Annotated in this window: 9 protein-coding genes; 5 read left to right on the top strand and 4 right to left on the bottom strand. The window is 41.8% G+C overall.

All coding sequences use genetic code 11. The features are described from left to right. Positions 1-105: 105 nt before the first annotated feature. Positions 106-729 carry a hypothetical protein gene (locus FC093_RS22655; protein WP_137264101.1) on the top strand — a complete coding sequence of 208 codons (624 nt, stop codon included), beginning with the start codon at positions 106-108 and terminating at the stop codon, positions 727-729. Positions 730-745: 16 nt separating this feature from the next. Beyond that, entirely contained in the window at positions 746-2,167 is a 1,422-nt protein-coding gene (locus FC093_RS22650; RefSeq protein WP_137264100.1) for a SusD/RagB family nutrient-binding outer membrane lipoprotein, read from the top strand. 365 nt (positions 2,168-2,532) lie between these two features. Here the strand turns inward: FC093_RS22650 and FC093_RS22645 are convergent, their stop codons facing one another. From FC093_RS22645 to FC093_RS22635, 3 genes are all read right to left on the bottom strand, one after another. Beyond that, positions 2,533-5,820 carry a VCBS repeat-containing protein gene (locus tag FC093_RS22645; protein ID WP_137264099.1) on the bottom strand — a complete coding sequence of 1,096 codons (3,288 nt, stop codon included), beginning with the start codon at positions 5,818-5,820 and terminating at the stop codon, positions 2,533-2,535. Positions 5,821-6,112: 292 nt separating this feature from the next. Next, positions 6,113-7,618, bottom strand: coding sequence for a RagB/SusD family nutrient uptake outer membrane protein (locus FC093_RS22640; RefSeq protein WP_137264098.1), 1,506 nt, complete (start codon positions 7,616-7,618; stop codon positions 6,113-6,115). Positions 7,619-7,635: 17 nt separating this feature from the next. Further along, complete coding sequence (locus tag FC093_RS22635) at positions 7,636-10,725, bottom strand: SusC/RagA family TonB-linked outer membrane protein (RefSeq protein ID WP_137264097.1); 3,090 nt, start codon at positions 10,723-10,725, stop codon at positions 7,636-7,638. Positions 10,726-11,083: 358 nt separating this feature from the next. Between FC093_RS22635 and FC093_RS22630 the strand changes: the two genes are divergently transcribed. Together FC093_RS22630 and FC093_RS22625 are read left to right on the top strand one after the other, a co-directional pair. Next, positions 11,084-12,508 carry a glycoside hydrolase family 125 protein gene (locus tag FC093_RS22630; protein ID WP_137264096.1) on the top strand — a complete coding sequence of 475 codons (1,425 nt, stop codon included), beginning with the start codon at positions 11,084-11,086 and terminating at the stop codon, positions 12,506-12,508. Positions 12,509-12,537: 29 nt separating this feature from the next. Next, positions 12,538-13,221, top strand: a complete 684-nt coding sequence (locus FC093_RS22625; protein WP_137264095.1) for an SGNH/GDSL hydrolase family protein — start codon at positions 12,538-12,540, stop codon at positions 13,219-13,221. A 204-nt stretch (positions 13,222-13,425) separates the two neighbouring features. On the opposite strand, the gene FC093_RS22620 is transcribed toward FC093_RS22625, so the two are convergent. Next, positions 13,426-13,842 (bottom strand): Hsp20/alpha crystallin family protein, encoded by a 417-nt coding sequence (locus tag FC093_RS22620; protein ID WP_137264094.1) that lies wholly within the window; start codon positions 13,840-13,842, stop codon positions 13,426-13,428. Positions 13,843-14,066: 224 nt separating this feature from the next. On the opposite strand from FC093_RS22620, the gene FC093_RS22615 reads away from it, so the two are divergent. Next, on the top strand, positions 14,067-14,480 hold the full coding sequence (locus tag FC093_RS22615) for a BrxA/BrxB family bacilliredoxin (RefSeq protein ID WP_137264093.1): 414 nt from the start codon (positions 14,067-14,069) through the stop codon (positions 14,478-14,480). Positions 14,481-14,653 lie beyond the last annotated feature (173 nt).

Below are 14,653 nucleotides of genomic sequence, written 5' to 3'. Positions count from 1 at the left end.
AATTATCAGCTCATCTTAGTTCCGTTATTAAAAATATCATTACGCCTGATTCCATAAAATCAATTACAGGATACGACTCTTATTTATCTGCTTATCAGACTATTTATGATCTATAAATGGTATTATTTATTTTCCGACAAGGCTAACGAAATTATTGGTAACGTAAATCCGGATTGGATTGGCGGCATTACCAACACCTTCCGGTACAAAGACCTATCCCTAAGCTTTTTGATAGATGTTCGCCAGGGTGGTGATGTATGGTCGTTGGATATGTACTATGGTTTAGCTACCGGGTTGTATCCCGAAACTGCCGGCTTAAACGACCAGGGCAAGCCGGTACGTGCTCCAATAGATCAGGGTGGTGGCATTATAAACCCAGGGGTAACAGAAGATGGAAAACAAAATACCAAGCGCATAGACATCAGCGATTTCTTTGGTGCTTATGGTTACTTCTACAAACCCTCTGCTGCCTTTGTTTACGATGCCAGTTATGTAAAGCTGCGCGAACTGGCGCTTACTTATTCGCTGCCAAAGAGCATACTTGGTTCTAAATCTCCATTTAAAGGAATTGATATTTCGCTGATCGGAAGAAACCTGTGGATTATTCACAAAAATCTTCCCTATTCCGATCCTGAAGAAACTACCAGTTCAGGCAATGCGCAAGGCATACAGGGCGGTGCTTATCCTACCACCAGAACAATGGGTGTGAATCTAAAACTCAGGTTTTAATTTTAAAATATTACTAATGAAAAAGTTATTCATCATAGCATTTGCAGCCACTGTTTTTGCCAGTTGCAACAAAGATCTATCGGGGCTTAACGTAGATGTTAAGCGACCTACAGTGGTACCTTCCTATGCACTGTTCACCAATGCGGAGCGGAACTTTGCAGACTATATTATTACGTCGGATGTAAATACAAATGTGTTCAGGTTAATTACACAGCAATGGACACAAACCACCTATACCGATGAAAGCAACTATAATATTTATACCCGCACCATACCCGACAATACCTGGACCTCACTCTATCGCGATGTGCTGAAGGATGCAGAAGAAGCAAAAACGGTAATTCCAACCGACGTTACTGATGCAGGACAGCAAAAAAATGAAATTGCGATATGCGATATACTACAGGTACATGCCTATTATATATTGGTCAATACATTTGGCAACATTCCGTATTCACAGGCATTAAAAGACAGTATTTACTTTCCAAACTTTGATGATGCGCAAACGGTATATATGGATTTGCTGAGCCGGCTGGATGCAGATATTGCTGCATTGGACCCTAATGCCGAGAGCTTTGGTGATGCGGATATTGTGTATAATGGCGATGTGAATTTGTGGTTGAAATATGCCAATTCTTTAAAACTGAAGATGGGCATTTTAATAGCTGATGTTGATCCCGAAAAAGCAAAGTCAATAGTAGAAGCAGCAGCATCCAATGTGTTTACTTCCGGCAGCGATAATGCAATGTTTTATTACTATGCTGCTTCGCCCAATACCAATCCTGTTTGGGCCGATATTGTGCAATCGCAGCGTACAGACTTTGTTGCGGCTAATACGTTTATTGATTTACTGAACAGCCTGAACGACCCACGCCGCCCGTTATATTTTACAAAAGATCCCAACAGTAATTATAGCGGAGGCATACCCGGAAAAGGTAATAGCTACGGCGCCTTCTCCCACTTTACCGATAAAGTGATTGCGCCCGATGCACCTGCCCCGCTGCTCACCTATTCCGAAGTAGAATTTGCATTGGCTGAAGCTGCTGCACGCGGCATGAATGTTGGGGGAACGGCGGAAGAACATTACAACAAGGCCATTACTGCCAGCATAGAGGAATGGGGCGGCACTGCAACGGAAGCCAGCAATTACATTGCCCAGCCTGATGTTAACTATGCTACCGCACCCGGCGACTGGCGCCAAAAAATCGGAACGCAATTGTACATTGCCTTATATAATCGCGGCTTTGAGGCATGGACGGCAATCAGAAGGCTGGACTATCCGGAGTTGCAGGAGCCTTTAAATGCCGTGAGCGATTTCCCTGTACGATTTACTTACCCGGTAGATGAGCAGAATATCAATACTGCTAACTACGACCAGGCAGCGCAAGCCATTGGCGGCGATGATGTAACTACCAAATTGTTTTGGGATAAGAATTAAAAAAGTTTATAGATGTTTGTTGAATAAAAAAGCTGCTCATTTTGTGAGCAGCTTTTTTATGTAGCTTTTGAAATAATTTGGGCAACCCTAATAGATATAATAGATTAAGCGTGAATTGCCAGAAAAACGTCATTGCGAGCGCAGCGAAGCAATCTGTGCTGTGCTGTATATTAATATAGATGGCTTATTTAGAACTTCAAAATAAATGTTCAATACCAATGGCTTATCTGATTGTACTACTATCCACAGATTGCTTCGCTGCGCTCGCAATGACGAAGTTTGCGTTACGTTTAAAAATGCAATCAATTTTCTAAAAAGTGTTGAATGCATATATAACATATCATCAAACTTTTGCTCTACACTATCTACTTATGTATAAGGTTATATTTATAAAACAATAACGGTCCATTGTTTTGCGCCACCACTAACACATTACCTTTAGCCGTTCGCAGCGATTTGATGTCTCTTATCTGCCCTTTAAGATTTAGTAGATTTTGTTGCGGATGATCAGCTATTCTATTCTTACTATCAACAGAAAAAAAATCTAAAGGCTGCGCATCGTACCTGCCTTCATAAGGAATTACATCAAAAAAATTGCCACCTAATAAATAGTTATTTTCACTGTCGGAAGAGGCTATTTTTTGAAAAGCAAATACCGGCGCGGCCTGCAATTGTGCAGGTAAATTCTGTATAGTAAAACTACCTTTTCCATTGCCCAAACAAACTGCAGAGCCCAATCGCTCAGCAATAATTGGCTTTACTGTATCAATCCATCCATAAAATACCTCTTTCATAGGCACACCTGCATACTCGGTATATAAAAGATAATGTTTTCTTAGCTTTGGCAAAGGTCTTTCCACTTCATCTTTTGCAAGAAAAGGATATTCTTTGCCATGCAATGTATAAGACATTAACTGACTTACACGACCACTTAAATCATAATCGCCTACATACAATTTTACCGGACCATCTTTACCACTCCAAAACTTATTATTCCAGCCCCAGTTGCCGGCTAAAATATCAGCTTGCCCATCCCTGTTTACATCATCAATATATAAGGTTTGCCACCAGCCGGTAGAGTTGGGAATAGCTTGTTTTTCAAATATTCCTCCTTTATTTATAAAAACAGTAATGGGCATCCACTCACCAGCAACTACCAAATCTTGCCAACTATCTTTATTCACGTCTGTAAAAGCAGCAGCGGTTACCATACCAATTTGTGATAATGCTATTTTATTGCCATCCGCCAATGAAAAGTGCCCCTTGCCATCGTTGAGGTATAAGAACGAAGTTTGTGGTAAGCCATAGTTGATAGCATCCGCAAGGTTGCCTGCAAAAATATCCATGTCGCCATCGTGATCTATGTCAGCAGCAGCAACGCACGATTTATTTGCAAAAACCGGCGGCAATGCATCGGTTGATTTTGTAAAATGACCATTACCATCATTAATGTATAATCTGTCTAATAATAAAGGATTATTGCCGGTAAATTCATTGCCGCCGCTTACTACATACAGGTCTTGTTTACCATCGCCATTAGCATCAAAAAACAGCGCGTCCACATCCTCACAACCGGCATCTTTGCTGAATACAGCCGTATCAATTGCCACAAAAAAACCACCTTTTTGCTGCACCATCAGAGCGCCCGGCTGGCCAGCAGCACCGCAGGCATAAAAATCATCCAACCCATCGCCGTTTATATCACCAACCGCCAGCTTTGGCCCGCGCGTACTTTCAGAATGTGGAATGAGATATTGTACATTATAATCCCAAAAGTTATTCTCTTTATGCTGCCATTGTATGTTCATGCTATCCACAACAAACAGCGCAGGTTTGGATGGGAAAAAAGTAGCATATTGAAAGGTGTCCGCTGCATTTTTCTCATCCACGATTAGTGGCTTGTTTGCAGGAATATTTTTCAATAACTGATATCGTTGGTTAGGCCAAACAATAAGTAAACTATCTACATTTTTCAAAGTATCTAAACCAAAATGCAGCCTCGGCTCGCACGATGATTGAAAGCCGCGCGTAAGCATTAGTTGCTGATATTGCAGCCTGCCATTTGCAAATAAATATGCTTTGCAGCCAACCCCAAATGTATTCATGCCTTCACCTTTAAAAGCAATGGTTAATTCGTTCCTTTTGGGTGCGTTATTTTTTAAAATAACTGCCGGTTTGCCAATTTGATTAATGATTAAATCGAGGTTACCATCATTATCCAGATCGGCATAAGCTGCACCATTGAAATAACCACTCATATCACCCGTTCCCCAATCTTCGCTTACCTCTTTGAATGAATCAATGCCATTACCTTTAAACAAAAAAGGATGCGAAGCACCATCGGGCATCCGGTTCATAGCCGTGTCATCCAGCTTATCTGTTTTGTCTAATGCCTGCTTGATGTACAAATTGGAAATAAATTTTACATAATCCAGATCCACGGGGCGCTTCACTATACCGCTTGAAATAAACAAGTCTTTGTTGCCATCATTATCAAAATCGGCAAGCAGCGGGCACCAGCTCCAGTCTGTAGCCGATATGCCAGCCAGCAAACCCACCTCGCTAAAGCTGCTGCCATCGCCATTGTTGCGTTGCAAACAATTTTTGGAGTATTGATACTGATAGCCGTTATTCACAATTTTAAACTGGTAAATGTCAGGGTTTTCGTCGCTGCCGTAGGTCTTTAAAACCTTTTCATCATCCGGCAGCATATCAACGGTTACTACATCGGGTTGGCCGTCATTGTTGTAATCGGCAATATCGTTGCCCATGCTAAAGCGCGAGTAATGATTAAAATGCTTCGCGCCGCTTTCGGTAAACGTACCATTACCATTGTTGACATAATAATAATCGTTTTCATGAAAGTCGTTGCCAATGTAAATATCTTCCCAACCATCATTGTTCATGTCGGCAACCGAAATACCAAGACCATAGCTTAAGCTGCTTTGTATAATGCCGGCCGATGCAGAAACATCAGTAAATTTTCCGGTAGTACTGATGTCGTTTCTTAATAAATAATCACCCGCATACGCATCAAATTTGCGGCGGTAAGAAGTATCTACAATATTGCCAACCGGGTCTAAAGATTGGGTTAGAATAAAACAATCCAGATCGCCATCATGGTCATAATCAAAAAAAGCAGACTGCGTAGTATAGCCGGAAAAATCAAGTCCAAATTGCTTAGCACTTTCGGTAAATGTGCCATTACCATTATTGATGAACAACTCGTTGCGCCCCTGCACCCAGCGTGTTTGCCCCAGGGCTGAAACATAAATATCCAGCTTCCCATCGCCGTTTACATCCGCCATCGTAGCGCCGGTACACCAGTCCGAAGTGCCTGCTACACCTGCTTTTGCTGTAACATCTTCAAACTGGAAATTGCCTTTATTAATGTATAATTTATTACTGCTTTTTTTATTCGCAGTAAAATAAATATCCGGCAGCCCATCGCCGTTTATATCGCCGGTAGCTACACCGCCCCCGTTGTAATAATAGAGGTAATATAACAACCCAAATGCTTTGTGTTTTTCTAAATTATTGACAAAATCAATGTGCGTTTGCGAAGCAGGTAAGGCCACAAATAAAGTATCTTTTTCATGGCAGGAAAATAAAAGTAGCAGCAAAGCATAGACCCACAGCTTCGAAATATGCATAATAATGGTTTAAAAGATAAAAGTAAAGGATGTAGCATTATATAAAATGCAAAAAGTACAGTGAACTACATGCCTGCTGCTATGGCACGCGCCTTCACGTGCTAGTGTTATCTTGCTTTGAACTGTCTTGTAAAGAGCACCTGCACTTAGATAAAAACATTCAACAGTATATTGATTTAAAACCGCACAGATTTCTGCTCCAGCTACTACTTTATCAAAAACAACACGGGCTCCTTTTACCAAAAAGGGCTGCCTTTTACAGCAGCCCTCATAAGTATTAAACAAAATACCCCTACTGATAGTCTGGGTTTTGAACCAGCACCCCATGCGATGCATCTACTTGCCCCTGTGGTAATGGATAGTATCTGTTTTTATGAGTATAACCTAACGGGGCTAATACTGAATCGGCAATACCCCAACGCACCAGGTCAAAGAAGCGTTCTCCTTCCATAGCAAACTCGGCATGGCGCTCCTGTATAATAAGCTTACGCATATTATCCTGGCTCACAGCAGCCTCAATATCAGGCAGGGCATTGGTAGTACCTCTTGCTCTTGCTCTTATCTGATTAATCAGTTCCCTTGCCTTTGCCGTATCGCCCAATTCATTAGATGCTTCCGCAGCCATCAAAATCACATCGGCATAGCGCAGTATGCGGTGGTTAAACCATGCACCCGATTGATCGCCTGTTGATAAGCGGATAGAAGGATCTGTGTACACTTTCTTGTTCCAGTATGGCTGCGGGAAATTGTTAGGATCGTAAGGAGGCAATACATTTCCATATAATCCATCCGGCTGACCGCTGAACAGAATAGTAGCTTCTCTTCTGGGGTCGCCCGGTTCGTAGGTATGGTTTGCAAGTTCATCAGTAGGTGCATTCCAACCCCAGCCCAGGTTCCAGTCACCGGAGCCTCTGGTACCCTGGCTCCCTGCATAGTTATACAATGCACCTGAACTATTTCCTGCGGTTTCTGTTGCTTGTATCTCAAAAATAGATTCACTACTGTTTTCGCCACTTTCTCTAAATAAACCCTCGTAGCTTGAATACAGGCTGTATTGGCCGGAGTTCATTACCTGGGTGCATAGTGCTAATGCATCCGCCCATCTTTGTCTATACAAATAGGTTTTGGCGTGCAGTGTCAAAGCTGCCCCCTGGGTTAACCTGCCCGGATATTTACCTTCCCAGGATACTGGTAAAGCTGCTGTAGCAGAATCGAGGTCTTTATCTATTTGTGCGTAAATATCTGCTTCTGAAGATTTAGGAACATTTGCCTGCTCACTGGTATTAGCTCTAAAGGTAACAAGTGGCACCTGTCCATATACCCTTACCAGGTCAAAGTACACATAAGCCCTGAAGAACTTAGCTTCGCCCATATTAATAACAGCGCGCTCATCCGTTTGCTTGAGTGAATCACCAATTTGGATCATCTTATTGATATTACCAAGAAAAGCATAATGGTCTGCCCAATACTGATCATTTGACCAGTGATTTTTTGTATAATTGAAATCATCGAAAATAGCTCCCCAGTCGCTACCATCACCAGGGCTGCTGCCCTTCTGCGAGTCATCATCTCTAAAGGAGTGAAAGGCAAGCCACGGAATAGTATTAAAACCATCATAATGCACTCCTCTTATTTCGGAGTACAGACCTAATGCCTGCCCTTCCAGTCCACCGCCCGGAATGTCTTCGAGCGTAGCATCCAGTGGCTTCCGGTCTAAAAACTTTTGACAGCCGGAGAACGTCATCAACAAAGGCATTGCCAACAAAACACCCCAGCTTATTTTTATTTTATTGTTCATAATGAATATTTTTAAAATTAAAATGTCACATTTATACCTGCTGTGTACACTGCTGGTAATACGCCGTTACCTACATCTATACCAAAGGACGTTGCCGAACCACCAAACTCTGGCGTATAACCATAGTTATGCTTAAACGTTTTTATGTTTTGAGCACTTACAAAAATCCGGAAGCTTTTGATATTCATTCTTTGCAAAACATTGGTACGGAAGTTATAGCCTAATTGCAGATTTCTTATCCGTAAGTAACTACCGTTTTCTATACCAAAGGTAGAAAGTGCCTTACTATTAATGTTGTGCTCATTGTTTACCTGCGGAACCCAGTTGGAAGTACCAGGCCCATGCCAGCGGTTCATTTTCCATGCAGGATAATTGAATGGTGCAAAAGTAAGCTCCGATGTACCCCAATACCTGTAAATCTGGTTGCCCGAAACGCCTTGTAGATCTATACCTAAATCAAATCCTTTAAAGTTTACACCAATTGATAAACCATACGTAAACTTAGGTGTAGGGTTGCCTATCATGGTGCGGTCTCTGGTATTAATAGTATCATTACCATCCAGATCTTTAAACTTCAGGTCGCCGGGGCCGTAATCACCATAACCAGTTACAACAGGCGATTTAGCAATCTCTGCAGAATCCTGATAAACGCCTTCTACTACATAGCCATAAAAGAAACCGATAGGTCTGCCCACTGCAGTACGGTTTGGATATTCCTCACTCGCACCGGTAATACCTTCGGGGTCATTTGTATAAAGTGTAAGCACTTTATTTTTAAGTGTTGTCAAATTTCCGTTGATAGTAATGGAAAAGTCCTTGGAGAATTCCTGTGTCCAGCCGGCACTAAACTCAAAACCTTTATTAGAGATACTGCCTATATTGCTAAGACGTGCAGGGAAAGTACCAATAGCAGGCTGAATTGCCAACAGGTCGTGTGTTACCTTTTCGTAATACACACCCTCAAAATGCAGGCGGCGATTAAAGGCACTCAATTCTATTCCTCCCTCACCGGCATTTACCGTTTCCCAGCGCAGGTTCGGATCAGGTACATATGTTGCCGAATAAGCCGGATAAAGCGTATTGCCAAATACAGCGCTGCCGGCTGTTAGGGGTGCATAGGATGGATAAGGATTGGTAGTACCATTGTTGTAAGTAGTACTTTGATTACCCAGTACACCATAAGAACCTTTTATTTTTAATAAATCAAATATCTGCTGGTTAGCCATAAAGTCTTCCCTGCTTAGCTCCCATGCAGCACCAACAGCCCAGAAATTTTGCGTAGGGTGGTTGGCAAAGCCGCTGGTTCCATCTGTTCTGAACGAGGCGTTCAACAGGTATTTGCTCTTATAGTTGTACAGCACGCGGGCTAAGAAAGAAGCGGTTGTTCTCTCAAACTGGCTGGAGGTTGCACGTACAGAACCTTGGTCAACAAGCGCATTATTGATATACCACATCCTTTTATCGTTGGGTATAGGATCGCCGGTGGTGCTTTGTTTACCAGTCGAGGTATTGTTAAACTGACCTTCGTAATAAATAGTAGAACCTACAGTAGCCGTTAATGCATGCGCACCAAAGTCCTTCTTGAATGTCAAAATATTATCCTGCTGCCATTTATAAACGCGATAATTGCCAATAGATAAACTGGTGTACTGGTAGCTGGGATCAACAATCACAGAATCGTTTTGGTCTGGAAGGTAATAATTGATAATGGGTGAATAAGAAGTAGTATTGCCATTGGTTATATCACCATAACCGGTAGCACGGAAGGTAAAATTCTTCAGGAAAGAAATTTCTGCAAAAATGTTACCCACTGTCCTGTACTCAATCTGACTGTTTGTATTGTACTTATTTTCAAGCTCCAATATGGGGTTTTGTATCTGTGCATTCTGGAAGCCCGGCAAGCTGGAATATACACCATTAATTGTTCCCGCGGAAGCAACCGGAGCCAGACGCCGTGCATTGGTTAAAACATCAGTATAACCCATATTGCCCAGGTAAGGCAAATCCTGGCGCATGGCATTAATATTAAAACCAACCCGCAATGCCTTGCTTACTTTATATTCATCACTTATTGTGAGTGTTATTTTATCTAACTGCTCATGCTTTACAATGCCCTCATCATGCAGATAACCTACATTCATGTAAAACCGGTTTTTCTCAGAGCTCGCGGTTATACCGATGTTGTTGGAACTGAAAATACCTGTTTGCGACAAAACATCAATCCAGTCTGTATTGCCTGTCCAATTCGAAAAATCAAATGCAGGTGAACCTTCATTTTGCAGTTGTTCGCTATATAATGTTTTAAACTGCTCGGCATTAGTAAGCTTTATCTTATCAACCAGCTTTTTAAAACCGGTATTAGAGTTGAAGTTAATTAAGGTTTGTCCGGCTTTAGCCCTTTTGGTAGTGATAACGATGGCACCTGCAGCGCCGCGTACACCAAAGATAGCTAACGAAGAAGGGTCTTTTAAAACCTCAATAGACTCTATATCATTTGGATTAACAAAGTCAATGTTGTCATTCAAGATACCATCTACTACATACACCGGATGCACCGAGCCAATGGAGATAGTACCTCGAATGCGCACATCGGGCTGCGCACCAGGCGTACCGCTGTTTACTATCGATAAGCCTGCTACCCTGCCCTGCAAAGAAGCAACGGGGTTTACATTTGGCTTGTCTGCAATATCTTTACCGGCCACCCGCGAAATAGACCCTGTCAAATCCCGCTTGTTTGCTGTACCGTAGCCAATTACTACCACCTGATTAAGTTGAGATACTCCTAAAGAAAGCTGAACATCCAACGAAGTCCTGCCATTTACCGCAACAGTAGTATCGTTGTAGCCAATATACGAAAAGAGCAGTGTTGCGTTACCAGGCGCATTGATGCTGAAATTGCCGGTAGTATTGGTTGCAGTACCCACATTTGAGTTTTCTACCTGCACCGATACACCCGCCAGCGGCTGGTTATTTTCGCCCGTTACCCTGCCCGTTATCAGTATTGGACTCTGCGCCTGTGCTTCGGATCGCACACTTAATAAGACAGCAAGCAGCACCAGTGTAAAAACCCTGATAAACCACATGCCTTTGCGTACATGTTTGTTCATACTATAAATGTTTAGATTAAAAAATTACGCACATTCAAAATAGCATATTAGTTAGCAAGTATTACAGCAACAATTTTCATCTTTAATAAATAAGACGGCAAATATATTTGCACCTGTAAATTCAAAAAACATTTTCTTTATTCAGGACATTATTAGTTTGGCTTCAAAACACTACGCGGCAAACATCATTAACAACAAGCCAAAATAGTTGCATCCATATTCAGGCCATAAAGACATAATGATTAAAGTTTTTGCTGCATGAACCAAAAATCCTGCAACAATCATTAATAACTGCACCTATATACCTTGCGGCGTAAGAGTATTTATTGTTTTGTATAAACACCATTATATTTACGCCATGCAAAGGAGAATATTTATTAAACAAACAGCAATGGCAGGCGCGGCATTAAGCCTTTCCAAACTAAGTGCGGCCAGTACTTTAAGCGACTTTCCGGCAGTGCGTACAGCACCTGCCGACCGTAAGTTTACCAGCAAAGCGGTGGAAAATGTTATTGTCCAGGTACAGCAACACATTAGCAACAAAGAGCTCGCCTGGATGTTTGGGAATAGTTTCCCAAACACACTCGATACCACGGTTGATTTTGAAATAATTGATGGCAAGCCCGATACGTATGTGATAACCGGCGATATTGATGCCATGTGGCTGCGCGACAGCAGCGCGCAGGTGTGGCCATACATACGCCTGTGCAAAGAAGACAAAGACTTGCAGCAGTTGATAAAAGGCGTTATTAACCGGCAGGTAAAATGTGTGCTGAAAGACCCGTATGCCAATGCTTTTTATAAAGATGAAAATAAGGTCAGCGAGTGGAAAGAAACGGATATAACAGAGATGAAGCCGGGCATACACGAGCGCAAGTGGGAAATAGACAGTCTGTGCTATCCCATTCGCCTGGCGCATGGGTACTGGCAAACTACCGGCGATATTTCACCGTTTGATGCAGAGTGGGCAAATGCCATGCAGTTGATCATCAAAACATTTAAAGAACAGCAGCGCTTTGAAGGCAAAGGACCTTATTCTTTTCAACGCAAAACGGCTTGGGCTACCGATGGTGTGCCTTTGAGTGGCTATGGTTATCCTGCAAAACCAAACGGGCTCATCTGCTCTATGTTTCGCCCAAGCGATGACGCTACTATTTACCCTTATTTGATACCGAGTAACTTTTTTGCCGTGGAAGCACTTACCAACTTGCAGGAGTTGTGCGGTGCAATAAAAAATAATACTACACAAATTGCACAAGATGCGGCTGCGCTGGCCAGTGTGGTTAAGAAAGCACTGGACGAACATGCTACTATCAAACATCCGCAGTATGGCAATATATATGCATATGAAGTAAATGGCTTTGGCAGCATTAACCTGATGGATGATGCCAATGTGCCTTCCCTGTTGGGTTTGCCTTATTTAAATAGCGTTAAGCTAAGCGATCCTGTTTATCAAAACACCCGCAAGTATGTGCTTTCGCCTGATAATCCTTTCTTTTTTAAAGGTAAATATGCCGAAGGCATCGGGGGACCGCATGCAGGCTTAGATATGATTTGGCCCATGAGCATTATTATGCGTGGCTTAACTTCTACCGATGACAAAGAGATAAAATATTGCCTGGACACTTTACAAAAGACTCATGCAGGCACCGGCTTTATGCACGAGTCTTTTAATAAAGATAACCCCGAAAATTTTACACGCAAATGGTTTGCATGGGCAAACACATTGTTTGGTGAATTTGTTTGGAAAGTATATCGCGAGAAGCCTTATTTACTGAAGTAAAAAATGCCGGTATTGAAATTATAATATTCATGTATTCCAAACTCATCCTGCTCTTTATTTTCTTCGGCTTGTTAATCCTGCTTTCTTCTTTCAGGAAAGACAAGAGAAAAAAAATGATCTTTTTTGGCGATTCTATTACAGCAGCAGGTACCGGGCGTACAGGGTATATTACCGTGCTGAAGAATATGCTTCAAAAAGAAGGCATTGACAATTATAAACTGGTCAATGCAGGTGTTAGCGGCAACAAGGCGCATGATTTATACCTGCGTGTGGAAGAGGATGTTATTCACCAATCGCCGGATATAGTAGTACTATTTATTGGTGTAAATGATGTATGGCACAAAAAGACACACGGAACCGACACCGATGCAGATCAATTTGAAAAGCTGTATCGATCCACTATCAGGAAGTTGCAGGCAGCAAATGCCAAAGTGGTGCTTTGCACACCGGCTGTGATTGGTGAAAAGAACAATAACAATAATGAGCAGGATGAAGATTTGAATGAATATGCGGCTATTATTAAAAATATTGGAAACGATCTGCAGCTGCCTGTGTGCGATTTAAGAATGTTGTTTCAAAATTATATTCGGGAGTACAATACAGATGATGCAAACAGCGGTATATTAACTACTGATGGTGTGCATTTAAACGATGCCGGTAATCGTCTCGTAGCAGAAGCAATATGGGAAAAGATGAAAGTAGTTTTACTATAACCTTTTCTCCGCAGAGAGAAAGAGTGTACGCTAAGTTTCGCAGCGTTAGAAAAGTTTTTATCTATCAAGTGAGTCAATAAAATTAGAAAGAATGTAACGCTGAGCAACCTCCATTCACGCCCAGCATTCTGCGGTGAAATTGAAAAACAAAACCCCGCGTTGACACGCGGGGTATAAACCAAAAACCAACTCTTATGAAAACACTTATTGTATTGCTATCTGCTTAGGTTGTACTTTCACTTCTTCCTTTTTAGGGAGCGTCAGTTTTAGTACACCAGCATCATACTTTGCCGTTATTGCATCAGCATTTATTTTTTCATCTACCGAAAAAGTGCGCTTAAAGCTGCGTGTTGCAAACTCTTTGCGGTATGTTTTTACATCCTTGCTTTCTTCTTCGGTCTTGTGCTCGTAGCTAATAGTCAACAAGCCTTTTTCTACGCTGATTTTAAAATCTTCCTTGTTCAATCCGGGTGCCTGTAAGTCCAGGTTAAAAGCATCATTTGATTCATGAATGTTCACCGGAGGTACATTCAGGTCTTTGCTCCATGCAGCAGGAACAGTAGTAAAAAATTCGTCGAACAGGTTGTTCAGGTTACGGTAATTATGTTTTACAAGTGTCATAGCTATATATCCTTTTTTTACTTTTTAGCAGGATGACCTGTATTGTTCAAACGTTGTACCATGCTCAATTTAGTATATATTTGACATAATTTAGTATAATATTAAGCCAAAATGACTTAGCCAATTAAAGAAATAAGCCAAAATGACTTCTTTTTCTTTCCTTTGGTTCTTTTTGTGGGTTTGCTTATTTTTGCATTCACACAATTAAAAAGAGGAAATAAAAAATGTATCCGGAAGAAATAGTAATGCCCATGAAGGCAGAACTTACAGATAATGGTTTTGAAGAGTTGCTTACACCGGAAGAGGTAGATAGCAGTTTGCAATCAGAAGGTACTACATTGGTGATGGTCAACTCTGTATGCGGCTGTGCAGCAGGCGCAGCAAGACCCGGCGTTTTAATGGCCGTGTATAACACCGACAAACGCCCTGATAGTTTGAAAACAGTTTTTGCAGGCTTTGATATAGCTGCAGTAAATAAAGTACGTGAGCATTTACTGCCTTATCCACCCTCTTCACCGGCTATTGCTTTGTTTAAAGACGGGCAACTGGTACATATGGTTGAGCGCCACCAGATAGAAGGCCGACCTGCACAGGTGATCGCTCGCAATCTTATTGCTGCTTTTGAAGAGTATTGTTAGAAGCAGTTAAAATTATCCATGCAACATGGCTTGTTCATGGATGGGTTAGTAAATATCAACCCCTCTATTCTTAGAGGGGTTTCTTATTATACTGCCGGGATACAATGACACTAAGAGGCTATAAAGAATTTTTTAGCAAAAAACTTCCCCGTGCATCTTAGCACCTTCGCGTC

This window comes from Ilyomonas limi, from assembly GCF_005233845.1.
In the GTDB taxonomy this organism is placed as follows: Bacteria; Bacteroidota; Bacteroidia; order Chitinophagales; family Chitinophagaceae; genus Ilyomonas; species Ilyomonas limi.
Note: the sequence above shows the minus strand (reverse complement) of the source record. Positions and strands in the feature narration are given on the sequence as shown.